Source organism: Alphaproteobacteria bacterium GM7ARS4, from assembly GCA_014332745.1.
Lineage (GTDB): Bacteria > Pseudomonadota > Alphaproteobacteria > GM7ARS4 > GM7ARS4 > GM7ARS4.
The window spans coordinates 219,322-241,909 of sequence record JACONL010000001.1 but is presented as its reverse complement, the minus strand read 5'-3'; the positions used below and the strand labels follow the sequence as shown (position 1 = coordinate 241,909).

Sequence of the window (22,588 nt, the reverse complement as noted above, 5' to 3'; positions counted from 1 at the left end):
CGATGGTGGCGTTGGCGGATGTGGGTCTCTTATCCGTTGTCACGTCGAACAAGCTCGAGGAGCATATCGCTCCCCGCTATCGCCCGGACAATCGGTGGTTTGGTGTGAGCAAGCGTGTGCGGGCGATGTTTGTCCATAAGGACAGGGTGGCGGATGGGTCTTTATCTCGTTATGAAGACATGACCTTACCGCTTTTTCGTGGTCGCGTCTGTATGCGTTCGGGGTTGCACAATTATAATGTGGGCTTGGTGGCTGCCATGTGGGAACATCAGGGACGTGACGTCGCTATGCGGTGGCTTCAAGCCCTTAGGGGGCAGTTGGCGCGTAAACCACAGGGCAATGACAGGGCTCAAGCAAAGGCTATTTATCAGGATGTGTGTGATGTGACGGTGATGAACAGTTATTATCTGGGAAAGATGTATGATTCAGCGGAGGAAGAGCAACATGCGTGGGCGCAAGCATTGAGGCTCATTTTTCCCAATGAAAGGGGTGAGGGGTCTTACGTCAGTCTCAGTGCGGTGGCGATAGCGCGCCATAGTCGTCATCGGGATAAGGCACAGCAATTCATCGAGTTTCTTGCCAGTCATGAAGGGCAGAGGTTGCTCATGGAGGAGAACAAGGAGTATCCTATCAATGACGAGATAGCGTTATCGTCTTTTTTGCAGTCATTGGGTCGTTTTAGGGAGGTCTCTTTGGACTTCACGCGGGTTGCGCGTCGGCGTGGCGATGCGGCGCGTATGATTGACGCTTTGCGTTTTGACCGTTGAGTGTCGCAAGGGGTATGGACGGCGTACCCTTAAGGCAGAGGAACGGGTATGGACGGCGTATCGTTCCTATGGTGCTGTCTGTTCTTCCTTCTGTGGTTGTGTGGGGCATGGCGTTGGTTGTTCTCTGTCCCCTTCTTATGGTCGTGTCTGTGGCATGGACGGGTCATGACGACGTATGGGTTCATGTTGTTGAGCATACGCTTTTAGATTACACGGTGGCGACTCTGACGTTGGTTGTGGGGGTTGCTGTGGGCTCGACATTGCTTGGTGTTGGTACGGCATGGTGTGTCACCATGTATCGTTTTCCTTTGAGTCGTCTATTGCGTTCGGTGCTTTTACTTCCTATGGCGATGCCTTCTTATCTTGTGGCGTTTGTCTATACGGATCTTTTCGAGGGGCGTGTCTTTTTTGACGTGCGCTCCATGGGCATGGCGATTTTTGTGATGAGTGTGACGTTATATCCGTATGTGTATGCGTTTGTGCGGGCGTCTCTTATTGAGCAATCGGCATGTATGTGGGAGGCGGGTCGTATTTTAGGCTGTCGTCCGTGGCGTAATTTCTTTTCTGTGGCGTTTCCTCTGATGCGTCCATCGTTGATAGCGGGTTTGAGTCTTGTGATGATGGAGACGTTGAATGACTTTGGCACGGTGCAGTATTTTGCCATTCCTAGTTTCACCAGTGGTATTTACAACACGTGGCTGAATATGAATAGTTTAGGGGCGGCGGCGCGTTTATCGGTTCTTTTACTTCTCTTTATCATTGTTGTTCTTTCTATGGAGTGGCATGGGCGTGGCGAGAAGAGATACCATCATATGACAACCCGTCATCGTTTTTTTTCTACTGACAGGGTCTCTGGTTGGCGTGGCTATGCTCTTATGGGTGTGTGTTTGTTCCCTCTGGTTGTGGGTTTTCTTGTGCCGTGTGTTGTTTTAGCGATGTTTGCGTGGTCGTCTTACCCGCAGGCGTTTGCTGACAATATGTTTGTTCCTATGGTGAATTCCTTGACGTTGGCGACATTAGGTTCGGTGTTGGTTGTCATTCTTGGTTTTTTGTTAGCGTGGGCTGGGCGTCCTCCGTCTGGTCTTTTTTTTCGCGCCTTGATGAGGATGGCGTCTGTTGGTTACGCCATTCCGGGGGCGGTTTTAGGGGTGGGCATATTATTATGGCTGTCGTTTTTAGAGCGGGATGTATCAGTGTGGCTTTTTGGTGCTGGGTCGGGCTCTCTTTACCTATTGAGTTCGTCATGGGCTCTTCTGTATGGCTATAGTGTTCGTTTCCTTGCGCTTTCCTATGGGGCGGTAGAGTCTTCTTTATCGCGGGTGACACTCTCTATGGAGCAAGCGGCGCGCACATTGGGGGCGACGGCGTGGCGCGTGATGATGCGTGTGCATGTTCCTATGGTGCGTCCCAGTGTCATCACGGCGGCGCTTCTTGTGTTTGTGGATATTATGAAAGAATTGCCGTTGACATTATTGCTTCGCCCCCCAAGTTACGAGACGTTGGCGACGTGGGTATGGTTGTATGCTCAGGATGAAGCGTTTGTCACGTCGTCGGCTGGGGCGCTGATGATTGTGATGATTGGCTTGCTTCCTGTTTTGTGGATGAGTAGACTTATCACGCGTTCGGTGTTTGGCGGGCATGAAGGGTATGGTAGCGCGCCAGCATGATGTTCTGACGGGGTCACAGAGGAGAGATGTCACACGCATGTCATATGAACGTGCCTTAGAGATACAAGACATTTGTCATCGCTATCATCGCTCTGGAGCACATCGTGACGTCTTGTCTCGTGTGTCGCTTTCTGTTGGGTGTGGTGAGATTGGGTGTTTGCTTGGTCCGTCGGGCTGTGGGAAGTCTACGTTATTGCGTATCATTGCGGGTTTTGAGATGCCTTTGGAGGGGTGCGTCAGTCTGAATGGTCGTGTTTTGACGGATGTTGGCGTAGGGGGGTATGGGGCATGCTATCGCATGCCGCCAGAGGAGCGTCATGTGGGCATGGTGTTTCAAGACTATGCCTTATTTCCCCATCTCAATGTCTATGACAATATATGTTTTGGTGTGAGGCGCATGGCGCGTTCAGAGCGTCTTTGGCTCGACAAGGCGGCGCGCCATTTGGGGGTTGAGGAATTTTTGTATGCGTGGCCGCACACCCTATCAGGCGGGCAACAACAGCGGGTTGCTTTGTTGCGCGCTTTGGTGCGTAAGCCGCGCCTTTTATTATTGGACGAACCTTTTTCGGGGTTGGATGCGGACAATCGTATGCGTGTGCGCGAGGCGACGTTAGCGCTTTTAAAGGAGGAGGGCTTGACGGCATTGATGGTGACTCATGACTCTGAGGAGGCGATGTTCATGGCAGACCATATTTTTGTGATGCGGGACGGCGCTATTGTGCAATCGGGCACGCCTTTTGAGACGTGGCTTGGTCCTGTGGATGCTTTTGTGGCGGAGTTGTTTGGCCCTGTGAATCGTTTCTGTGGGCGTGTGGATAAGGGGGTTGTGCGTATTGCCTTAGGCAGTTTTGCGGCGCCGCCATCCATCGAGGAGGGTATGGAGGTGGATATTCTGGTGCGTCCTGACGGCATAGGGATTTCCGTCATTGATGGCAAAGGGGGGCATGACGACACCAATGTGCAAGGCCATGTGACGAGTGCGCGTCTCTTGGGGCGATTTTCTCATATCACCCTATCCCTTGACGATGGCAAAGAGATTCACGTACATATTGCTGGCGTGATTTTACCAAAGAAAGGCACGCGGGTCGCTGTGCTCGTGGAACGTTGCTCGGCCTTTGTTTTTCCCTGTGAGGGGCATGGTGACACATGTGGGCTGACACGTCATCCCAATGGTGTCTTGGCGATTCCTCAGGAGGGGGCGGCGTCTTCGCAAGCGACACCTTTTTCTTTGAAGAAGGGGCGCAATTCATCTTGCTGATGCATACTGCGTAGAATGTCGCTTCCGCCAACGAATTCGCCTTTGACGTAAAGTTGAGGGATTGTCGGCCAATCGGAGAAGATTTTGATGCCTTGACGCAAGTCGGCGCTTTGCAGGACGTCCACATCTTTAAACGTCACCTTGAGTGACTCGAGGATGTCCACCGCCAGCGAGGAGAAGCCACACATGGGCATCATGGCGCTTCCTTTCATGAAGAGGACGACATCATTGTCGTTAATAAGCGAGCGGATCTGTGTTTCGACCGCCTCATTGAGGGGGGGAGGTGAATGTGTTTTATCAGTCATGGCGCGTTATAGGGTAGGTGATGGGTTATGATGTTGAGGAGGGTGAAGGGGAATCCTTGTCGGGGCTTGTGGACTCTACATGGGTTGAGAGCATCATGGCGTGGAGTTCGGTCCCCATGGCGTCACCCAGAGCGCCATAGACGAGCCTATGCTGTTGCAATCGGGACAAGCCTCGAAACGCTTGGGACACGACATCGACCTTGTAATGGTCGCCATCGCCTTTGAGATCATCGATATGGATGACGGCATCGGGCAGAGCCTGTCTTATGCGTTGGGTGATGTCTTGTTTCGTCATGGGCATAGTTTCATATAATCGGAAAACCACTGATAGTAAAGGGATTTTATCGATAGGGGGACAGAGCAGCATGTATCGATGTGGAGTCTATCACCGCCAGCGACACCTAAAACAGAGACGGGGATAGTGTGTTTTTTAGCGAGAGCGAGGACATCATCCAGCTGTGTGCAGCTGACGAGATAGCATGATGCCTCTTCGCTAAAGGCCCATTCTTGGGGGAGGAGTCCGTTCAATGGCGGTGCGTCGATGTGGAAGCCGATGTCGCTGGCAAACGCCATTTCACAGAGGGCGATGGCGATACCGCCGTCGGCTATGTCATGGACGCAACGTGTGAGTCCTTGTCCTATGAGTGTTCGAACGAAGTCTGCGTGTTTTTTTTCCTTGTCGAGGGCGATAGGCGGTGGTTGTCCATCCTCTATGTTGAGGACAGAGAAGGCATAGAGCGAGCCAGCGAGATGTCCCCGTTGTTCGCCGATGAGGAGGATATGGTCTTTGTCTTGCAAATGGGCGGGGCTTGCGTAATAGCGTAGGTCATCGAGGAGTCCGACGGCGCCGATGACGGGCGTTGGCGGGATCGATATATCATCTGTTTGATTATAGAGCGAGACATTGCCTGAGACGACAGGGAGGTTGAGGGCGAGGCATGCCTCTCTGATACCACAGATGGCATCATAGATTTGTGCCATGACGTGGGGGCGTGTGGGGTCGCCAAAATTGAGGTTATTGGTAATGGCGAGGGGTTGTGCGCCACATGCGCTGATATTGCGGTAACTTTCAGCGACGGCATGGCATGCGCCGCTTTGCGCATCGAGCATGCTATAGCGGTGATTGCCATCGATGGTGAGAGCGAGGGCGCGTTTTTTATCTGGAAGTCGTATGAGGGCAGCGTCATGGAGCGGGCTATGGACTGTGTTGCCTCCCACCCCTGAGTCGAATTGTCGGGAAATCGCTTGTCGGCTACTGGCGGCGAAGCTTGTGAGCAAGGTGAGCATGTCATATTCGAATGTCTGTTTTGTTCTTTTATGGAGCTCTGGCTCGAAGGGGGGTGGGGGCTTCTGTCGTTTGCGTGTCCTATTATAGAAGGGTGCGTCATCACATAAGGCGCGCAAGGGAATGTTGGCGACACATCGCTTATGGTGATGGAGGGTGATATGTTGACTCTCGTTGAGCGTGCCAATATGGGCGATAGCGAGGCGATAGTTTGTGGCTATGTCTTTCAGTTTTTGTTGTTTATCTGGAGACGGGTCGGCAATGAGGAGCATGCGCTCTTGGCTTTCTGAGAGCATAATATCTTGTGCTGTCATGGCTTTATGGCGTAAGGGGATGTTCTCTAAGGTGAGGTCGATACCACATCCGCTACGCGCTGCCATTTCACATGCGGAGGATGTCAATCCTGCGGCGCCCATGTCCTGTATGGCGAGGATGAGGCGTTCTTCCATGATATGAAGACATGCCTCCATGAGCATTTTACCGAGGAACGGGTCGCCTATTTGCACGGTCGTTTTTTGCGTCTTTTGTTTATGGCGTCGAAATTGTGTTGATGCCATAGTGGCGCCATGGATGCCGTCATATCCTGTATGGGCGCCGAGGTAATAGACGGGGGCGTGGTGGGTGGTTTTAGCATAAAAGATGTTTTTGGGGTTCACGAGGCCGACTGCCATGACATTGACGAGGTTATTGCCTCTGTATCCCGTATGGAATGCGCATTCGCCGCCGACGGTGGGGACTCCGATGGCGTTGCCATAGGCGCTAATTCCTTTGACGACAGATGTGACGAGGGTGCGTGTTCTTTCTTCTAAGGGCATGCCAAAGCGCAAGGCATTGAGGAGGGCGACAGGGCGTGCGCCCATCGTAAAAATATCGCGTAAGATTCCGCCCACACCTGTGGCAGCGCCTTGATAGGGTTCGATAAAAGAGGGATGGTTGTGGCTTTCGACCTTAAAGGCGCAGGCGATGTTATGGCCTAGGTCGATGATTCCCGCATTTTCCCCTGGACCACACAGGACATGGGGCGCTTTTTTTGGCATGAGGGCAAGATGTTTGCGCGTTGAGACATAGGCGCAATGTTCTGACCACATAGCAGAAAACAAGGCGTGTTCGAGGGGAGAGGGGGCATGGCCGAGCAAGGCTTCTATTTTTTCTATTTCTTGGGGTGAGAGTGACGTCTCTGTATCCTGTTGCCTTTTTGCCTTTGTGTGAGGGCGTTGAGGGGGTGATGGCGTTGGCACTGGCATAAGGGATGGTTTATGGCGATGTTGCTGTTTTGAGGAGGGACTGGTGAAATCCGCTGAGGAAGCGCGCGCCGTCGGTGCTTCCATGCCATGGGTAGAGAGCGCGTTCTGGGTGAGGCATCAGGGCGCATATGTTGCCTTGTTCGTTGGTGAGTCCAGCAATGGCGCGGCACGAGCCATTGGGATTGGCGTCTTGATGTGTCTCACCCGTTTCATCCACATAACGTAAGATGACGCGATGTTTTTTTTCGAGGGCGTCCAACGTAGCGTCATCGGCTGTGTAACATCCCGCATGGTGTGCGATGGGAAAAGACAGGCATGTGCCTTGTGGGAATGCCTGTGTCCATAGGCTATGGGTGCTGTCGACACGGAGTGTTTGTGGTGCGCAGATAAATGTGAGGGCGTGATTGGTTTGGAGGACTCCGGGCAGCATGCCCGCTTCCGTGAGGATTTGGAATCCGTTGCAGATAGCGAGGATGGGACAGCCTTGTTCGTTGCGTTTTTTGAGGGCTTGTATGGCGGGGGTTCTGGCGGCGAGGGCGCCAGTGCGTAGGTAATCACCCCATGAGAAACCGCCCGGGACGACATAGAGGGATGCGTCTGGCAAGGTGCTTTCATGGGATGGGCAGAAACACACATCCCATGCCAAGATATGTTCCAGCGCATGGCCTATCTCTTTATCACAATTGGAGGCGGGAAAGACGATGACAACAGCCCTCTTGGGTGGGGCGCTTTCAGGCATGGTCAATGTCAATATGATAATGCTCTACGAGTTCATTGACGAGCATGGCAGAGCACATAGCGCGACACATGGTGTGACATTGTTCTTCTTGTTTTTGTCGGCTGAGGGTCGGGTCGACATCACAGACGAGTTCGAGGCGTTTGCCACAACGTGCGTCAAGGACGTGGAATCCCTGTTCTTTTAAGGATTGGGCGATGGCGCGCCCTTGGGGGTCTAGGACATCCTGTTTCGGCATAATATGGATAATGGCTTTCACCTGATGGGCTTTTTTTGTTGGTGGCATGGCGTCTATGTCTTTTTTTCCGTTCGTTGGCGAAATTGGGTAATGTTTTGTAACGTATTCTCCTTTCTGTCAGTCTCTTTTGGCGTTTGTGCGGCATCATGCGGTGGCAAGACGCCAAGGCGCAAGGCGACTTCACGATAATGTTCGATGACATGGCCAAGATTTTGGCGGAAGCGATCTTTATCCATCTTTGTCTTTGTTTTTCTATCCCATAGTCGGCAGCTGTCGGGGCTAATTTCATCGCCTAAGGTAATGTCTTCGCTGTCTCCTGTGCGTCCGAATTCTAGTTTGACATCGACGAGGGTGATGTGAATGCTGAGCATGATGCTCGAGAGAATATCATTGATGCGTAGTGCTGTTGCCCGTATGTCGTCTAGAGCGTCTTCATCCATGATGTCGAGGGCGATGATATGGTCTGTGTTGATAAGGGGGTCGCCTAGGGCGTCTTTTTTGTAGTAGAATTCGACAAGAGGGTTGGGGAGGGTATCGCCTTCCTGAAAGCGGTCGATACGTCGACACAGGGAGCCAGCGGCCAGATTTCTCACGACAATTTCGAGGGGGAACATATCCAATTTTTTCACCAATTGTTCGCGCATGTTAAGTTGTTCGAGCAAATGGGTGCGGATGCCAAGACATCCCATATGGTCCATGAGGTGAGAAGAGATACGATTATTGATGACGCCTTTTCCCTCCATGACGCGATGGCGTTCTTTATTGAAGGCGGTCATATCATCCTTGAAATACTGGATGAGCGTATCGTCGCGGCTGCCTTCGAAAAGGATTTTTGCTTTTCCTTCATAGAGGATTTTACGGCGTTCATTCATCATGGTCTATCAAGGGCTGTTCATCCATGCCTTTGTGCTTTGATAGCATGGTTTTACCTTTTCGTATATGATAACGGCTATAGATATTCTTTGGGGGTGTTTGTTTTGGGGCGCATATGGGTGTGGGGGTGTGAGGGTGGTTTTGTGGAGAGCGTGTATGTTTTTGCTCATAGACAATTATGATAGTTTCACGTGGAATGTTTTACACTACTTGGCGGAATTGGGAGTTGAGGTGAAGGTCATTCGCCATGATGTGTGGAGTGTGTCAGAGATTTTTGCGAGTCGTCCTTCTGCCTGTGTCATATCTCCTGGCCCTTGTGATCCTGACAAGGCTGGCGTGTGTTTAGCGTTTTTACGAGAGAATAGCGAGCGCGCCCATCCCGTCCCTGTTTTGGGGATATGTTTAGGCCACCAAGCGCTAGGGCAGAGTTTTGGCGGGTCGGTGGTGCGTGCGCCTCGTCCCATGCATGGGAAAGTCAGCGCCATCACCCATGATGGGCGGGGATTGTTTCAAGGGATTAAGAGTCCTTTTTCGGCAACGCGCTATCATTCTCTTATTGTTGAGGATGAGAGTTGTCCGTCATGCCTTCGGGTCACGGCGCGAGCCGTGGATGACCATGTCATCATGGCGCTGGAGCATGACAGTTTGCCTTTTTATGGCGTCCAATTTCACCCTGAGAGCATTGCCACAGAATATGGGCATGACGTGCTGGGGAATTTCGTGCGTCTTGTGGGTGAGCGTGACGGGGTTGGCGCGCAAGGGTAGGAGACGATAGGCGATGGGTGCGACAGAGAAGAAGACATTTTCTTTTTATTGGCAGATGTTGGCGTCTGGACGTGGTATGGGGCGCGCCTTTTTTGAGGATGCCTTTTCTTGTATGATGGAGGGCGGTGCTGACCCTGTGCAGTTGGGCGCATTTTTGGTGGCGTTGCGTGAGCGTGGCGAGGAAGAGGAGCAGCTTGTGGCGGCGGCGCAGAGTTTGCGTCGTCATTGTGTTCCTGTGTCTGTGCCATCGGGTGCTATGGATAATTGTGGCACGGGGGGTGATGGTTGTGACACGCTCAATGTGTCCACCGCCTCAGCGTTCGTGATGGCGTCTTGTGGCGTTGTCATGGCAAAGCATGGCAATCGTGCGCAGTCGTCTCGCTGTGGTTCTGCCGATGTCCTTGAGGCCCTCGGTCTGAGACTCACGGACAAGGCGGATGTTCTACAGACGATGTTGACATCTTTAGGTTTTGCCTTTTTATATGCGCCTCACCACCATCCTTCCATGCGTCATGTTGCGCCTATCCGCCGTTCTCTTGCTGTGCGTACCATCTTTAATCTTGTGGGTCCCTTGGCGAATCCCTGTCGTGTGGAGACGCAATTGGTGGGTGTTTTTGATGCGTCATGGTGCATGCCTATGGCGCGAAGTTTAAGAGCCCTTGGGGTCAAGCGTGGTTGGGTTGTTCATGGCGAGGACGGGCAGGACGAGCTCTCTATACAGGGGAAGACGCATGTTGTGGCGTTTGATGGTGCGTCCTTGGAAACGTTATCCATCACACCCCACGATGTGGGGCTAGGAGTCTCTTCTCTTGAAGCGATGAAAGGGGGCGATGCCTCTTACAATGCCGAGAACATTCTCTCTGTTTTGCGGGATGAGGAAAGTGCCTTCAGGGATGCTGTTTTACTCAATGCGGGCTGTGGACTTTTTGTGGCAGGCAAGGCAGAGACGCCAACGCAAGGTGTGGAGCAAGCACGGCAGGCACTCGCCAGTGGCAAGAGCCAAGCCTTATTAAACCAAGTGATAGGAGCAAGCAAACAGGGATGAACACGTATCATGGCGCGAGGATGGCGATGTCCCATGCCCTCACCTCCATTCTTGCGGACAAGAGGCGCATGCTCGAAAGCGTAAAGAGAGAAGGGTCTATCCCTCTTCCACAGGCCCAGCATGCGCGACGGGGTTTTTTGCGCGCCCTCAAGGAATCGAAGCGTGAGAGGGGATGGGGTCTTATTGCTGAACTTAAGAAAGCCTCCCCTAAGGCAGGGGTCATACGCGAGGCGTTCGATGTCCGTGCCATCGCCAGAGCCTACGAGGAGGGAGGCGCGACATGCCTGTCCGTCCTCACGGAAGAGACATATTTTCAAGGATGTTGTGCGTTTATGCCTCTTGTGAAGGACGTCTCCACATTGCCTATTTTGCGTAAAGATTTCATTATCGACCCTTGGCAGATAGAAGAGAGCCTTGCCTATGACGCCGATGCCATTTTACTGATCATGGCGATTCTTGATGATAGGCAGGCGCGGACATTGTATGACATGGCACGTGACGGGGGAATGGATGTGCTGGTGGAAGTCCACACCCTAGAGGAATTGGAGCGGGCTTGCGCCTTAGGGACGTCATTGATAGGGATTAACAATCGCCATCTTGGGACATTGGCGGTGGATCTCTCTGTGACAGAGGCGCTCCTCCATGCCGTTCCTCCTTCATGTTTCGTTATCAGCGAGAGTGGTATCAAGAGCTATGACGACATCAAGACTCTCTCTTCTCAGGGTGCGTCTGGCTTTTTAGTGGGCGAATCGCTGATGCGTTCTCATAACCTAGCGCGCGCTGTGCGCCAGCTGTGGGGTGAGGGGGCTGAGGGACCATGACGACAGCATCATCGCCTTCTTTCTCTCACCTTGACAAAAAGGGCATGGTCTCGATGGTCGATATTCATGGCAAGGACGAGACATGGCGCGAGGCGAAGGCTCACGGGGCGGTGCGCATGGGCGACATGCTCTATAACAAGGTGCGCAGAGGCAACGTGATGGAGAAGGGAGATCTTTGGGCGGTGGCGCGTGTGGCGGGAATTATGGCGGCAAAACAAACGAGTTCATTGATTCCTCTTTGTCATCATCTTGCCTTGTCCCATGTGGCGGTTGATTTTTCTTTTGACGATAAGGCGCGCACCGTCCATATCCAAGGGTCATGTCGTCTCTGGGGACGGACGGGGGCGGAAATGGAAGCCTTGACGGCTGTCTCTGTGGCAGCATTGACGCTCTATGACATGTGTAAAGCCTTAGATAAGGGCATAGTCATCACCGACATTATGCTTCTCGAGAAAAAGGGGGGGACATCAGGGACATACCGCCATGATACCTTTGCGTGAGGCCTATCATCGCCTAGACGAGGGATTGTTGCTGGCGTGGGGGCGCAAGGACAGGGCATGGGAGACAAGAGCGCTGAGGCAGTGTCGCGGGAGGGTCTTGGCCGAGTCGATTCATGCTGTCCGTCATGAGCCTCCCTGCGCTGTGTCGTCTATGGATGGGTATGGTGTCTCGCCATATTTTAGGCGTCATCAAGGCGTTTATGGCTGGACATTGGTGGGGGAGTCGCGGGCGGGCGTGCCTTATGATGTGTCATCCCCATTGGAGAGAGGGATGGCGGTGCGTCTTTATACGGGGGCTGTCGTTCCAGAAGGGAGCGACAGGGTGTTGCTCCAAGAGGATGCGCAAGAGAAGGACGGCATGGTGACATGCGCCCATGTACCGCCAAAGGGGGCTTATGTTCGTCAGCAAGGGAGCGCGATGAAAAAGGGGGATATGTTATTGACAGCTCCCCTATGGTTGCAGGCGCGTCATCTTCTGTTGCTGGCGTCTCTCAATCGGGCGACATTGTCTGTTTTTAAGAAGCCTCGTATTGCGTTGCTTGCCACTGGCGATGAATTGGCAATGCTTGGAGAGAGAGATGTGCCATCTCATCGTGTGATCGCCTCGACATTGGTGGGACTCGCTGCCTCTATCGAGGCGTGGGGGGGTGAGGTCGTGTATCAAGGTATTGTTCGTGACGATAGGCAAGCCTTCCGTGACGTGTTATGGGATGTGCTTTTGCCACAAGTGGACATGATTGTGACGACGGGAGGGGCGTCTGTGGGGCGCTATGATGTTGTGGCGCGTGTCCTTGAGGAGCAAGATGAAAAGGAGGCGTGTCTTTTTTTCCATAAAGTCGCCATACGTCCGGGCAAGCCTGTGCGTTTTGCTGTCATTGCAGGGTGTCCTCTCTTATGTCTTCCGGGCAATCCTGTATCGTCTATGGTATGTGGTCTTCTTTTTTTGCGTCCTATGATAAGGCGTTGGTTTGGTCTCTCTGGTGATTTATCGGGGTGGCGTTCTTACCCTCTGACGCGCGCCTTGCCTGAGGAGGGGACGCGCGAGCATTATCGTCGCGGGATGTTTGTGGGTGAGGGGGTGCGCGCCTTTTCCTCTCAGGATAGCGCAGGCCTGAAGGAATTTGCCCATGCCGACGTTATGATACGTAGACAAGCGGGCGCAGGTCCAGCCCGTGTGGGGGATATGGTCGATGGTCTTCCCCTTATCAGTGACGAGGGATGACAGGCTGGCGCTGTGGTTTAGCGGAGCATGCGCATGAGGTTTTTGAGTCCACTTTCATAGACGCCAACCATTGTTTTTTCGGCTTTCTCTTTCGACACGCCATCAGCGGGCTCAAAACGCGCTGTCCATATGACACGGGTGCGCGTTCCTTCATCCTCCACAGAGAGCGTAGAAATATAGTTTTTCACAGGAAAGGGGCCGTCAAGAATTTTGTATGTATAGGCATTGTTTTCACGATAATCGATGAGCTCTTCACGAACAATACGCCCATCCTTGAGGATAAGGAGGCGTGTTGGCACGTCAGCTCCCGCCATTTGTGTTGATGACACAGCAGGATGCCACCTCTCCATGGCGTTGAAATGTCCCATTCTGTCCCATACGACGTTCTTAGGCTGATTGATGACGACATCTCTCGACAGATTGATAGAGGCCGCCGCTGCTATCCCATTGAGGCTGAGGCATGACACGCCACATAACGACAGAAAAAAGCATAGAGAACACACACGACCTACATAGTGCCTCATCGCACACCTTCCTTTTTCTCAATGGTTAGCGTTTGGTTATAGGAGAAAGCCCTCGCCTATCGTATATCTGTGCTAAAGACATTGCAACGTGAAAGGACATTCTCTATGGTGGCTCTATGGTAAGGGACACAGACAAGAGAGGAGATGAATCGTGGGAAAAAAGCATTATTCTTACCGTGGGGCGGTGATAGCGTGCTGTCTTGTGATGGGATGTGGCAATCCATCTATGGAGGAGGCACAAGCCTATCATGACCTCATCAAGGATAAGCATGCGGTGCTAGGTTATGCCTTGATTACCCATGGTCAGCTCCTCGAGAGGCATGCCATCGATAGCAAGGCTATCGATACGGACGCTTTTAAGGCCCGAGAAGACGTTCTCTATGACTATCTTGAGGCGCTTGGCTCTGTGGAAGAGCTCAAGGGTTTAGTGCTTCCGTCAGAGTCTCTTATGCCTCTCCATGAGTCATTGGTGGAGAGCGTGCATTATCTCAAGGAGTCGGTGCGGGTTGTGGATGAAGGTGCGTATACCATGCGCGCCTCTTTCGATGCGGAGATTTTGTGGGAGGAGTCGCGCACGGCGTATTTAGACTTCACGGGCAGGATATTGTCGCTGACGGGGAGAGAGGAGGATGTGTTAGCCCCTGTGGACAGGACGCCTCCTGAGGCGGGAAAGGTGTTCATTCCTTCTTCGCCGTGACGATGATGGCTGAGGGGACGTTCGGTGCGTTGCGCGCTTCCCATGCGCGTCCTTCTCAGGCGCGTCCTTCTCAGGCGCGTCCTTCCCATGCGCGTCCTTCCCATGCGCGTCCTTCTCAGGGGTCAGAGGGCATGCTCTCAGCAGAAGAGGTTGAGTCTCTTTTTCGGCATTTCGAGGATGTCGATGCGTCACCGAAGGGCGAGCTGTTCTATACGAACAGCTATACCCTTTTGGTGGCTGTTGTGCTTTCGGCACAAGCGACAGATAAAGCTGTCAATGGCGCGACGAAGGGTTTTTTTGGAGAGCGCGACTCCCCTGAGAAAATGCTTCAATGGGGTCTCTCGAACTTACAGGATGCTATCAAGACCATAGGACTCTATAGGAGCAAGGCGCGCTATATCATGGCATTGAGCCGTCAGCTGTTAGAGAGACATGGCGGCGAGGTGCCGTGTGATAGGGATGCGCTACAGCGTCTTTCTGGGGTTGGGCGTAAGACCGCCAATGTCGTTCTGAATATCTTTTTTGGTATGCCGACGATTGCTGTTGATACCCATATTTTTAGAGTATCGAACAGGATGGGATTAGCGCGAGGAAAGACGCCGCAGGAGGTGGAAGAGGCGTTAGAGGCGCGTGTGCCTTCGTGGGCAAAGAAACGTTGTCACCATTGGCTTATTCTCCATGGGCGTTATACATGTCTTGCGCGCGTCCCTCGATGTGGGCGTTGCGTTGCCTATGATGTGTGCATGTGGCCGCATAAAGCAAAAAGATAGGGAGGACACCATGATGGGTGATAAACGCTACCATGTTGTTGGTATTGGCAATGCCGTTCTTGATGTGCTTGTGGATGTGGATGATGCCTTTTTGGCGAAGGCGGGCATTCTCAAACATCGCATGACGCTTGTTGGGGAAGAGGACTCCCAACGTCTCTATCGTCAGCTTGTCCCTCAATTAGAGATATGTGGTGGTTCTGTTGCCAATACGATGGTAGGGCTAGCATCATTGGGCGGGCGTTGTGCTTTTCTTGGCAAGGTTGCTGATGATGGGTTAGGCAGAGCATTCTCGGCAGATATGAGTCGTTGTGGTGTGACGTTCACTGTCAAGGCGTTGACGGGCTCTGTCTCGACGGCGCGTTGTTTAATTTTTGTGACTCCTGATGGTCATCGCAGTATGCAGACGTTCTTAGGGGCGAGCAGCTTTTTGGGCGTGGAGGATGTGGAGGATGGGCGTCCTATGTTAGAGGATACGTCCTATCTTTTTTTAGAGGGGTATCTGTGGAGCACAGACCATGGCGTGCCTCTTATGGAGAGGGCTGCCACCATTGTGCGTGGCGCTGGCGGGCAGGTTGTTTTTTCACTCTCTGATGTAGGGTTAGCCGAGACATATCGAGACGGGCTCATACCTTTCATCAAGGAGCATTGTGACATTGTGTTTGCCAACGAGCTAGAGGCCTATGCTCTCACGCGCACGCAGGATGTCGCACAAGCGCAAAAGGCGTGGCGTTCGTTCCATAGGCGTGGTCTCGCCATCATCACCCGTGGCGATAAGGGCTCTATCGTCATGGATATGGCCACAGAACATCATGACAAGGACGAGGCCATTGATGCTGTCGTCTGGAAGCGTGTCGTTGATAGCACGGGGGCTGGCGACCTCTATGCGGCAGGATTTTTACATGGGCTTGTGGGTGGGCATGCCCCATCTGTCTGTGGACATTATGGCGCTTTATGTGCGGCAGAGGTCATCAGTCATTTTGGCGCGCGTCCTCAGACGCCGCTCCTCGAGTTTTTAGACGCAAAAGCGTGAACGTCATGTCTGGTGCTTCGTGGCATCATATCTATGCCATTGTGGCATCGAGACGTCTCTTCGTTATTTTCCTTATGGGGGCGTCCAGTGGTTTGCCTCTCTTACTCACCAGTTCAACGCTCTATTGGCGTCTTGCCAGCGAAGGTGTTGATAAGACAACCATAGGATTTTATAGCCTTGTGGGTCTTCCCTACACGTTAAAATTCCTGTGGTCTTTCGTCTGTGATGGCGTGCGTTTTGACATGTCTTTTTTAGGGCATCGTCGTTCATGGATTATCATCACGCAATGCTGTCTCCTTGCCTCTTTGTTGCTTCTTGGGCGTATTAATCCCATCGAACAGCCTTATGGTGTGGCGTTGGCGGCATTGCTGGTGGCGTTTTGGTCGGCGAGTCAAGACATTGTCGTCGATGCCTATCGCATCGAGATGTTAGCGGCGGACGAACAAGCGGCGGGGTCCATGGCGACTCAATTGGGCTATCGTTTGGGATTGCTTGTATCGGGGGCTGGCGCCTTATTCTTGTCCGACCATATGGCGTGGCATCATGTCTATGATGTGATGGCGCTTTGTATGGTGGTGGGGATGGCGGCGGTGCTTCTTGCGCCATCGCCGCCACGTCCTGTGGGGGACGGGGGACGCCATATGCCATCCTCTTTCCAGAGGGTCGTCATGAGTCCCTTCATGCAGTTCATGGAAAAGCCCCATTGGTGTCTTTTGCTGATATTTATCGTCTTGTATAAATTGACGGATGCGACGTTAGGCGTGATGGCGAATCCTTTTTATTATGAATTGGGCTTTCAAGCATCGGAGGTCGCCCTTATCAGCAAGATTTATGGCGTGCTTGCTACATTGGCGGGGGTTGTCGTGGGGGGATTTCTTTGTTTGCGTTGGGGTCTCTATGGCGGGCTGTTGGCATGTGGTCTTGCGCAAATGTTATCGAATCTTGTGTTTATTTGGCAGGCGGCGGTTGGCAACCATGCGGGGTGGCTCTATGTGACGATCACCATCGAGAATATGACGGGTGGCATGGGCTCGGCAGCGTTTGTTGCCTTCCTATCGGCGCTCTGTCATCCTATGTGGGCGGCGACTCAGTATGCCCTCTTATCGTCTTTTATGGCATTCGGGAGGAATGTTTTATCGTCCTTCAGCGGTGTGTTTGCCGATATGTTGGGGTGGCCTCTGTTTTTCCTGTTTTCCGCCATCATTGCTCTCCCGTCCCTGTGGATGATGGTGGCATTACGTGCCACCTTTAGGCGTTGGCTTGCTTCAGAGTAGGTGTTTGCTGAACGGCACGCCTTTTCGATAGTAGAAAATAGACTCCGCCACATTTTTAAAGTGGTCGCCTATGCGCTCCATATCCTTAATGATAAAGATGAAATGGGTGCAGATGGCGACATGGGCTTTATCTTCTTTCAGGCAGAGGGATAAAGTCTTAAAATTGTCGACATAATGGTCGTTGATGGAGGCGTCCCGTTTCCATATGGTGACGGCGTGGCTGGCGGAGGGATTTTCTATGAGGCGTATCACGTCATGCCCCACAGAGAGGAGTTCTTGTGCCATCGATGCCATGCCAGGGACACAATGGTCAATACAGCGGTTACGGCGTTCTGCGTCTTTTTCCCCCAAGACGAGGGACACTTTTTTTGCGATATTAGAGGCATAATCGGCAATGCGTTCTATGTCGCTATTCATTTTGAGGCTGGCAATGATCATGCGTAGATCTGCGCCCATCGGTTGCCTCAGTGCGATCATGCGGATGGCGAGTTCTTCTCCTGATGCTTCGAGGGCGTCCACTTTGTCATCTTTTTTGACAACATGGCGCGCTTGCGTATCTTTCTTCTCTTTGAGCGCATCGACGCTCTGTTCCAGCATTTTTTGCGACTGACTCAACATCGTGATGGTGATATTGGAGAGTTTCTTCAGTTCGTCATCATAGGCAGAGACGATATGGTGTTGCGTTTTCATCATGGGGTTATCCGAATCGTCCTGTGATATAGCCATGGGTGCGTTCGTCCGTTGGGTGTGTGAAGATGGTGTCGGTGTCGTCGCACTCGACAAGTTTTCCTACATGGAAGAAGGCTGTTCGTTGTGATATGCGTGCGGCCTGTTGCATGGAGTGGGTTACGACAATGATAGTATATTCTTTTCCTAGTGTATCGATGAGGGATTCGATGCGCGCTGTGGCGATGGGGTCGAGGGCGGAGCATGGTTCATCCATGAGGATGACTTCTGGATTGACGGCGAGGGCGCGTGCGATACAGAGGCGTTGCTGTTGTCCGCCAGAGAGGCTGAGGGCGGGTTCATCGAGTCTGTCCTTGACGTCATCGAGGAGGGCTGCCTTATGGAGGCTTTCTTCCACGAGGGAGGCCAATTGCTTGTTATTGTGTGCGATGCCATGGATACGTGGTCCATAGGCGATATTGTCGAAGATAGAGCGCGGGAAAGGCGTTGGTTTTTGGAACACAATGCCGACTTTTCTTCGTAGTTCGAACACATTCATTTGTGTGCTATTGATGTCGATGCCGTCTAACAGGATAGAGCCTTTGACGTGGCATGTCTCTATTTCATCATTGATACGGTTGAGGCAACGTATGAATGTGGACTTTCCACAGCCTGAGGGTCCTATGAGGGCGAGCACCTCTTTTTCGAAAATGTCGATGGTGACATCATAGAGGGCGTGTTTTTCACCATAATAGACGTCGACGCTTTTGGCGATGAATTTGACTCTCTTTGTCATGACGTTATGTCCCTGATTCACGGGGCGATGGTAAAGCATTTACCACTTGATTTCAAATTTTTGTCTGAGATAGACGGCGGTAGCGTTCATGGTGATAAGGAAGAAGAGCAAGACGATAATGGAGGCGGCGGTGCGTTGGGCGAATCCGGGCTCGGGGGAGCCAGCCCATATGAAGGTTTGCACGGGCAAGGCGCTAGCGGGTTCGAGCAGTGATTGAGGATAATCAGCGACGAAGGCAAACATGCCGATCATGAGGAGAGGCGCTGTTTCGCCTAATGCTTGGGCGAGTCCTATGATAGCGCCTGTGGCGATGCCGGGCGTCGCAACGGGGAGGACATGGTGGAAAATGACTTGATGTTTTGAAGCGCCTAAGCCATAAGCAGACCATTTCAGGGATAAGGGAACGGCTTTCAGGACAGAACGCGCCGATATGATGACTGTGGGAAGTGTCATGAGGGACAAGACGAGCCCTCCTGTGAGCGGCGAGGAACGGGGAATGCCAAAGACATTGATAAAAATGGCGAGTCCGAGAATACCAAAGACAATAGATGGCACAGCGGCGAGATTATTGATATTCAATTCGAGAAGATAGATAAAGCGGTTATGTTTTGGCGCGAATTCCTCTAGGTAAATGGCAGCGCATACGCCTACGGGGACACTGACAAGGACAACGATGACCATCATAATGAGCGACCCCAAGAGGGCGATACCGATGCCGGCTGTCTCTGGCGAACTTGTCGCGCCATTGGTAAAGAAATCCCTATTGATATGCCAACGTAGGAATCCTCCTTCATCCAATGTGCGCACCCATGCGATGTGCTTATCCTTCACGAGCCTTTGCTCTTCGGGGAGGGACGAGTCATAACGCCCCTTCATAATGTTTTCCACCAACATGCTGGCGGGAATCCATAGGGAGAGAGGGGCGTCTTGGGCTTTCTGTTCTTGAGTGCGGCGTGCTTCTTGTAAGACATCGGGAGCGGCACGGCTCAAGAGCTGACGTCCCATGAGTCTGTCGGCTGTGTCGGTCACCCCTAATTTTTCATAGAGGGCGCTGTAGAGTGCTTTCCTGTAGGATTGTCCTTGTTCTTCTGTCATAGGGAAGGAGAGGGCAATATCATAGCGAAAGAACCCGCTGATGCCGTTTCCTAAGATAAAGGCAAAGAGGACGACAAGGAAAAAAAGACTGATAGCGGTGGCGAGACGCCCTAAAAAGTGGAAATGACGTTCTTTTGAGAGGCGTCTTTCTAAACCATGCGTGGATGGGCGTTTGTGCAAGAGGGGCATGGGATGTTGTCCTATGTGAGAGACATGTGAACGCTCTGTCAGTGATAGCGTTGCTGGTAGCGTCTCACAATGGAGAAGGCGACCATATTCATGGCGAATGTGAGAAGGAAGAGCGTCATGCCGAGGGCGAAGGACACGAGGGTTTGTGGCGTATCGAATTCGAAGTCGCCTGTGAGTTGGGACACAATTTTCACCGTCACCGTTGTCAAAGGTTCGAAGGGGTTGAGGGTGAGACGGGCAGCGATTCCTGCGGCCATCACGACAATCATGGTCTCGCCGACGGCGCGGGACAAGGTGAGGGTGAGCGCGCCGATGAGTCCGGGCAAGGCCGCTGGCAGGATAACGTATTTTATGGTCTCTGATTTTGTCGCGCCGATGCCATAGGAGCTCTCTATCATGGCGCGCGGCACCGCATGCATGACGTCTTCTGATAAGCTCGAGATGAAAGGAATGAGCATGATCCCCATGACAATCCCCGCTGTGAGGACACTTGTTGTGGCGATGTTGACGCCAATGGCATGGCCTGCTTGGTTGAGAAAAGGCCCAACCAATGTGATGGCAAAGAATCCATAGACAACGGTAGGAATGCCAGCGAGAATCTCCAAGAGGGGTTTCACAACCATACGTATGGCGCGAGAGGCATATTGATTGAGGTAAATCGCCGTCATGAAACCGATGGATGATGCAAAGAGGACGGCAATAAAAGAGATATAAAATGTCCCCCAGAGCAGAGGAAGAAAGCCAAAGGCGCCATGATTGTTGCTGTCTGTCGTGCTAAATTGAGGACTCCATGTCGTGCCAAAAAAGACGTCAAGGGGATGGATATGGAGAAAAAAACGAAGCGACTCGATGAGGAGAGAGAGCATAATGGCGAATGCCGTGAGCACAGAGACACATGTGCAGAGCAAGAGCACTATGGTGATGCCATGTCCCATGACGCGACGGACAGCGCTGGATGGACGCGCCATGTCATAGTGCCCTATGAGAAAGCATGCCACAGCGATAAACGCCAAGAGCACAAGGGACAGGACAAGGTGAGCCTCCTCGAAGACGGACAGGAGGAACAAGATACAGAGCGTCAGGACGAAGCTCGAAAAAAGAGGCATGAGCCATGAGGCATGGCGGGGGATATAGGGGTAGGCTTCTATATCAAAGAGATGCCTTCTCCCGTAAATGTAGGAAGAGACACTCACACCGATGACAATAAGAACAAGGAATAGAGCCATGACATTGGCCTATGAAAGGGTGCGCATTGTGCCTTGTGAGCCGCCTGTTCACATTGTTCCCTGTGGGATGGGTGATTTATGGCGAAGGCGTCTGGGACACATGGTCTTCTGTGTCTGTTGGTGGTTCTGTCTGTGGTTGGCTGGTCGATATGTTGCCTTTTTGTCCATGGCGCTTTTGGATACGGATTTTCCATGGGCGTAAGGAGTCATCGAGACGTGAGAATTTTGTGCGCATGAGCCATGCATCGATACCGCCATAGCGCTCGATGGTTTTTAGTCCTTTAGGCGTGGCTCGAAAACGAATGCGTTGTTCGAGAATTTCAGAATAGCGTGACGTTTTCTGTATGTTGGAGAGGAAGCGTTTGCGCACCTTGTTATGGGCGTGGCTCACCTTATTGCCTGTTTGGAATGTTTTATGGGTAATGGCGCATTTTCTTGTCATGGGCTCTGTCCTCTTTGGTATCGTTTTCTTGTGTCGACTATGTCACTAGGGAATAAAAACGATTTTCGTCAACCCCTAATATCGTTTTTTTCGCCATGGGCAAAAAGTTTTTCCATAATGGCATGGGCGGCATGGAGGGGTGTTGTTTTTTGCTGGTCGAGCTGCTGATAAGAGAGGTCGAGTTCTTTTTTGGCTTGAGGATGGTGGAAGAGTCGTTTTTCGAACAGGTCGTGGAGAACACGCCACATGCTTCTTTTATCTTGTTGTATGCGTTCTGTGCTTCGAAGGCGTCTATGGTCGGGGTGACTTTTAAACATGGCAATGGTTTGGATGACATGGTCGATTCCTGTTTTCTCGATGGATGAGACGGCGATACTCTGTGCTGTCCAATAGGGTCGTTTTGGCGGGAGGAGTTTCATGGCGGCGTGATACTCTTCGCTACTGCGCAAGGCATTGTGTTTCAGGGCGCCGTCGGCTTTATTGACAATAAGGATGTCTGTGACCTCAATGATACCGCGTTTGATTCCTTGTAGGGAGTCGCCGCTAGCGGGTGGCAGGACGAGCATAAAGAGGTCCACCATATCGGCGACAATGATTTCGCTTTGTCCGACGCCTACCGTTTCCACGATGATGACGTCATAGCCAGCGCTTTCACAAAGGGTGATGGCGTTATGGGTTTGGGGGGCGATACCGCCGAGGATGGCGCGGCTTGGTGAGGGGCGAATGAAGGCGTTGTCGCATGCCGCTAAGTGAGGCATACGGGTTTTGTCGCCAAGGATTGCGCCCCCGGCATGGGCGAGAGAGCCGTCATGACAGACGAGCATGCCATCTTGACGAACAAAACGTCCTTCTTTCGGCGCGGCGCTAGGGTCGACGGCAAGGACAGCAAGATGTTGGTCTTGTTGGATGATGGCACAGCCCAAGGCATCGATAAAGGTCGATTTTCCCGCTCCTGGTGGTCCGCTCATGCCAATACGCAAGGCCTCTTTTTTTGGCTGGCGGTGTAGCTGGTCTAGGAGACGGGACGCCTGCTGGACGTGGGTGGGATGTGTTGATTCGATGAGGGTAATGGCGCGGGACAGGGCGCGCCTCTCGCCACGTCTGAGGGCATTGACGCATGCCTCAAGGGAGTCATATCCTGCCACCATGGGGT

General features: G+C 52.4%; 25 protein-coding genes. 12 read left to right on the top strand and 13 right to left on the bottom strand.

Translation table 11 applies throughout. The features are described 5' to 3' along the window. From GDA54_01140 to GDA54_01130, 3 genes are all read left to right on the top strand, one after another. On the top strand, positions 1-767 hold a 767-nt coding region (locus tag GDA54_01140), incomplete at its 5' end, for an extracellular solute-binding protein (protein MBC6496919.1). 14 nt (positions 768-781) lie between these two features. After that, entirely contained in the window at positions 782-2,434 is a 1,653-nt protein-coding gene (locus tag GDA54_01135) for an iron ABC transporter permease (GenBank protein MBC6496918.1), read from the top strand. A 37-nt stretch (positions 2,435-2,471) separates the two neighbouring features. Beyond that, positions 2,472-3,692 (top strand): ABC transporter ATP-binding protein, encoded by a 1,221-nt coding sequence (locus tag GDA54_01130; GenBank protein MBC6496917.1) that lies wholly within the window; start codon positions 2,472-2,474, stop codon positions 3,690-3,692. On the opposite strand, the gene grxD is transcribed toward GDA54_01130, so the two are convergent. From grxD to GDA54_01100, 6 genes are read right to left on the bottom strand one after another with little or no spacing between them, the layout of a single operon-like run. Next, positions 3,623-3,997: a Grx4 family monothiol glutaredoxin gene (gene grxD, locus GDA54_01125; protein ID MBC6496916.1), complete on the bottom strand. Its 375-nt coding sequence runs from the start codon at positions 3,995-3,997 to the stop codon at positions 3,623-3,625. The two genes, GDA54_01130 and grxD, sit on opposite strands and share 70 nt — an antisense overlap. 25 nt (positions 3,998-4,022) lie before the next feature. Further along, a complete protein-coding gene (locus tag GDA54_01120; GenBank protein ID MBC6496915.1) occupies positions 4,023-4,298 on the bottom strand; it encodes a BolA family transcriptional regulator in 276 nt (91 codons plus the stop codon). Continuing rightward, entirely contained in the window at positions 4,289-6,610 is a 2,322-nt protein-coding gene (gene purL / locus GDA54_01115) for a phosphoribosylformylglycinamidine synthase subunit PurL (protein ID MBC6496914.1), read from the bottom strand. Before purL ends, GDA54_01120 begins: the two co-directional genes overlap by 10 nt. Continuing rightward, entirely contained in the window at positions 6,537-7,265 is a 729-nt protein-coding gene (gene purQ, locus GDA54_01110) for a phosphoribosylformylglycinamidine synthase subunit PurQ (protein ID MBC6496913.1), read from the bottom strand. Before purQ ends, purL begins: the two co-directional genes overlap by 74 nt. After that, positions 7,258-7,548 (bottom strand): phosphoribosylformylglycinamidine synthase subunit PurS, encoded by a 291-nt coding sequence (gene purS / locus GDA54_01105; protein ID MBC6496912.1) that lies wholly within the window; start codon positions 7,546-7,548, stop codon positions 7,258-7,260. Before purS ends, purQ begins: the two co-directional genes overlap by 8 nt. Before the next feature lie 5 nt (positions 7,549-7,553). Continuing rightward, positions 7,554-8,372, bottom strand: coding sequence for a phosphoribosylaminoimidazolesuccinocarboxamide synthase (locus GDA54_01100; GenBank protein ID MBC6496911.1), 819 nt, complete (start codon positions 8,370-8,372; stop codon positions 7,554-7,556). Between the two features lie 157 nt (positions 8,373-8,529). Between GDA54_01100 and GDA54_01095 the strand changes: the two genes are divergently transcribed. Genes GDA54_01095 through GDA54_01075 form a run of 5 tightly spaced genes read left to right on the top strand, consistent with a single transcriptional unit; the run spans position 8,530 to position 12,726 of the window. Further along, positions 8,530-9,138, top strand: coding sequence for an aminodeoxychorismate/anthranilate synthase component II (locus tag GDA54_01095; protein MBC6496910.1), 609 nt, complete (start codon positions 8,530-8,532; stop codon positions 9,136-9,138). A gap of 13 nt (positions 9,139-9,151) precedes the next feature. Further along, positions 9,152-10,183: an anthranilate phosphoribosyltransferase gene (trpD, locus tag GDA54_01090; protein MBC6496909.1), complete on the top strand. Its 1,032-nt coding sequence runs from the start codon at positions 9,152-9,154 to the stop codon at positions 10,181-10,183. A gap of 26 nt (positions 10,184-10,209) precedes the next feature. Beyond that, entirely contained in the window at positions 10,210-11,004 is a 795-nt protein-coding gene (trpC, locus tag GDA54_01085; GenBank protein MBC6496908.1) for an indole-3-glycerol phosphate synthase TrpC, read from the top strand. After that, positions 11,001-11,504, top strand: a complete 504-nt coding sequence (gene moaC / locus GDA54_01080) for a cyclic pyranopterin monophosphate synthase MoaC (protein ID MBC6496907.1) — start codon at positions 11,001-11,003, stop codon at positions 11,502-11,504. The genes trpC and moaC overlap by 4 nt, the downstream gene beginning before the upstream one ends. Further along, the gene (locus tag GDA54_01075; protein MBC6496906.1) at positions 11,488-12,726 is read left to right on the top strand and encodes a molybdopterin molybdotransferase MoeA; all 1,239 of its coding nucleotides are present in this window, start codon (positions 11,488-11,490) and stop codon (positions 12,724-12,726) included. Before moaC ends, GDA54_01075 begins: the two co-directional genes overlap by 17 nt. A 17-nt stretch (positions 12,727-12,743) precedes the next feature. On the opposite strand, the gene GDA54_01070 is transcribed toward GDA54_01075, so the two are convergent. After that, the gene (locus tag GDA54_01070; protein ID MBC6496905.1) at positions 12,744-13,250 is read right to left on the bottom strand and encodes an SRPBCC family protein; all 507 of its coding nucleotides are present in this window, start codon (positions 13,248-13,250) and stop codon (positions 12,744-12,746) included. Positions 13,251-13,401: 151 nt separating this feature from the next. On the opposite strand from GDA54_01070, the gene GDA54_01065 reads away from it, so the two are divergent. Genes GDA54_01065 through GDA54_01050 form a run of 4 tightly spaced genes read left to right on the top strand, consistent with a single transcriptional unit; the run spans position 13,402 to position 17,021 of the window. After that, a complete protein-coding gene (locus GDA54_01065; GenBank protein MBC6496904.1) occupies positions 13,402-13,947 on the top strand; it encodes a hypothetical protein in 546 nt (181 codons plus the stop codon). A 5-nt stretch (positions 13,948-13,952) separates the two neighbouring features. Beyond that, positions 13,953-14,717 (top strand): endonuclease III, encoded by a 765-nt coding sequence (gene nth / locus GDA54_01060; protein ID MBC6496903.1) that lies wholly within the window; start codon positions 13,953-13,955, stop codon positions 14,715-14,717. Positions 14,718-14,727: 10 nt separating this feature from the next. After that, positions 14,728-15,747, top strand: a complete 1,020-nt coding sequence (locus GDA54_01055; protein ID MBC6496902.1) for an adenosine kinase — start codon at positions 14,728-14,730, stop codon at positions 15,745-15,747. 5 nt (positions 15,748-15,752) lie between these two features. Continuing rightward, the gene (locus GDA54_01050) at positions 15,753-17,021 is read left to right on the top strand and encodes an MFS transporter (GenBank protein ID MBC6496901.1); all 1,269 of its coding nucleotides are present in this window, start codon (positions 15,753-15,755) and stop codon (positions 17,019-17,021) included. Here the strand turns inward: GDA54_01050 and phoU are convergent. The 6 genes from phoU to GDA54_01020 form a co-directional block, all read right to left on the bottom strand. Further along, positions 17,013-17,747: a phosphate signaling complex protein PhoU gene (gene phoU, locus GDA54_01045; protein MBC6496900.1), complete on the bottom strand. Its 735-nt coding sequence runs from the start codon at positions 17,745-17,747 to the stop codon at positions 17,013-17,015. The genes GDA54_01050 and phoU overlap by 9 nt on opposite strands. Next, positions 17,719-18,522, bottom strand: coding sequence for a phosphate ABC transporter ATP-binding protein (locus tag GDA54_01040; protein MBC6496899.1), 804 nt, complete (start codon positions 18,520-18,522; stop codon positions 17,719-17,721). The genes phoU and GDA54_01040 overlap by 29 nt, the downstream gene beginning before the upstream one ends. Then, positions 18,523-19,767: a phosphate ABC transporter permease PstA gene (pstA, locus tag GDA54_01035; protein ID MBC6496898.1), complete on the bottom strand. Its 1,245-nt coding sequence runs from the start codon at positions 19,765-19,767 to the stop codon at positions 18,523-18,525. Between the two features lie 38 nt (positions 19,768-19,805). Further along, the gene (pstC, locus tag GDA54_01030) at positions 19,806-20,993 is read right to left on the bottom strand and encodes a phosphate ABC transporter permease subunit PstC (GenBank protein MBC6496897.1); all 1,188 of its coding nucleotides are present in this window, start codon (positions 20,991-20,993) and stop codon (positions 19,806-19,808) included. 76 nt (positions 20,994-21,069) lie between these two features. Then, on the bottom strand, positions 21,070-21,435 hold the full coding sequence (locus GDA54_01025) for a 50S ribosomal protein L28 (GenBank protein ID MBC6496896.1): 366 nt from the start codon (positions 21,433-21,435) through the stop codon (positions 21,070-21,072). Between the two features lie 68 nt (positions 21,436-21,503). Next, entirely contained in the window at positions 21,504-22,583 is a 1,080-nt protein-coding gene (locus tag GDA54_01020; protein MBC6496895.1) for a methylmalonyl Co-A mutase-associated GTPase MeaB, read from the bottom strand. Positions 22,584-22,588 lie beyond the last annotated feature (5 nt).

Excerpts from the sequence above, each read along its gene's own strand:
- GDA54_01040 (MBC6496899.1), bottom strand. The coding sequence starts at position 18,522 with ATGCTTTACCATCGCCCCGTGAATCAGGGACATAACGTCATGACAAAG.
- GDA54_01070 (MBC6496905.1), bottom strand. The coding sequence starts at position 13,250 with ATGAGGCACTATGTAGGTCGTGTGTGTTCTCTATGCTTTTTTCTGTCG.
- GDA54_01120 (MBC6496915.1), bottom strand. The coding sequence starts at position 4,298 with ATGCCCATGACGAAACAAGACATCACCCAACGCATAAGACAGGCTCTG.
- grxD (MBC6496916.1), bottom strand. The coding sequence starts at position 3,997 with ATGACTGATAAAACACATTCACCTCCCCCCCTCAATGAGGCGGTCGAA.
- pstC (MBC6496897.1), bottom strand. The coding sequence starts at position 20,993 with ATGGCTCTATTCCTTGTTCTTATTGTCATCGGTGTGAGTGTCTCTTCC.
- pstA (MBC6496898.1), bottom strand. The coding sequence starts at position 19,767 with ATGCCCCTCTTGCACAAACGCCCATCCACGCATGGTTTAGAAAGACGC.
- GDA54_01100 (MBC6496911.1), bottom strand. The coding sequence starts at position 8,372 with ATGAATGAACGCCGTAAAATCCTCTATGAAGGAAAAGCAAAAATCCTT.
- trpC (MBC6496908.1), top strand. The coding sequence starts at position 10,210 with ATGTCCCATGCCCTCACCTCCATTCTTGCGGACAAGAGGCGCATGCTC.
- GDA54_01095 (MBC6496910.1), top strand. The coding sequence starts at position 8,530 with ATGTTTTTGCTCATAGACAATTATGATAGTTTCACGTGGAATGTTTTA.
- purS (MBC6496912.1), bottom strand. The coding sequence starts at position 7,548 with ATGCCACCAACAAAAAAAGCCCATCAGGTGAAAGCCATTATCCATATT.
- GDA54_01075 (MBC6496906.1), top strand. The coding sequence starts at position 11,488 with ATGATACCTTTGCGTGAGGCCTATCATCGCCTAGACGAGGGATTGTTG.
- nth (MBC6496903.1), top strand. The coding sequence starts at position 13,953 with ATGGCTGAGGGGACGTTCGGTGCGTTGCGCGCTTCCCATGCGCGTCCT.
- purL (MBC6496914.1), bottom strand. The coding sequence starts at position 6,610 with ATGGAAGCACCGACGGCGCGCGCTTCCTCAGCGGATTTCACCAGTCCC.
- GDA54_01025 (MBC6496896.1), bottom strand. The coding sequence starts at position 21,435 with ATGACAAGAAAATGCGCCATTACCCATAAAACATTCCAAACAGGCAAT.
- GDA54_01135 (MBC6496918.1), top strand. The coding sequence starts at position 782 with ATGGACGGCGTACCCTTAAGGCAGAGGAACGGGTATGGACGGCGTATC.
- GDA54_01055 (MBC6496902.1), top strand. The coding sequence starts at position 14,728 with ATGATGGGTGATAAACGCTACCATGTTGTTGGTATTGGCAATGCCGTT.
- purQ (MBC6496913.1), bottom strand. The coding sequence starts at position 7,265 with ATGCCTGAAAGCGCCCCACCCAAGAGGGCTGTTGTCATCGTCTTTCCC.
- phoU (MBC6496900.1), bottom strand. The coding sequence starts at position 17,747 with ATGGCTATATCACAGGACGATTCGGATAACCCCATGATGAAAACGCAA.
- moaC (MBC6496907.1), top strand. The coding sequence starts at position 11,001 with ATGACGACAGCATCATCGCCTTCTTTCTCTCACCTTGACAAAAAGGGC.
- GDA54_01020 (MBC6496895.1), bottom strand. The coding sequence starts at position 22,583 with ATGGTGGCAGGATATGACTCCCTTGAGGCATGCGTCAATGCCCTCAGA.
- GDA54_01130 (MBC6496917.1), top strand. The coding sequence starts at position 2,472 with ATGTCATATGAACGTGCCTTAGAGATACAAGACATTTGTCATCGCTAT.
- GDA54_01050 (MBC6496901.1), top strand. The coding sequence starts at position 15,753 with ATGTCTGGTGCTTCGTGGCATCATATCTATGCCATTGTGGCATCGAGA.
- trpD (MBC6496909.1), top strand. The coding sequence starts at position 9,152 with ATGGGTGCGACAGAGAAGAAGACATTTTCTTTTTATTGGCAGATGTTG.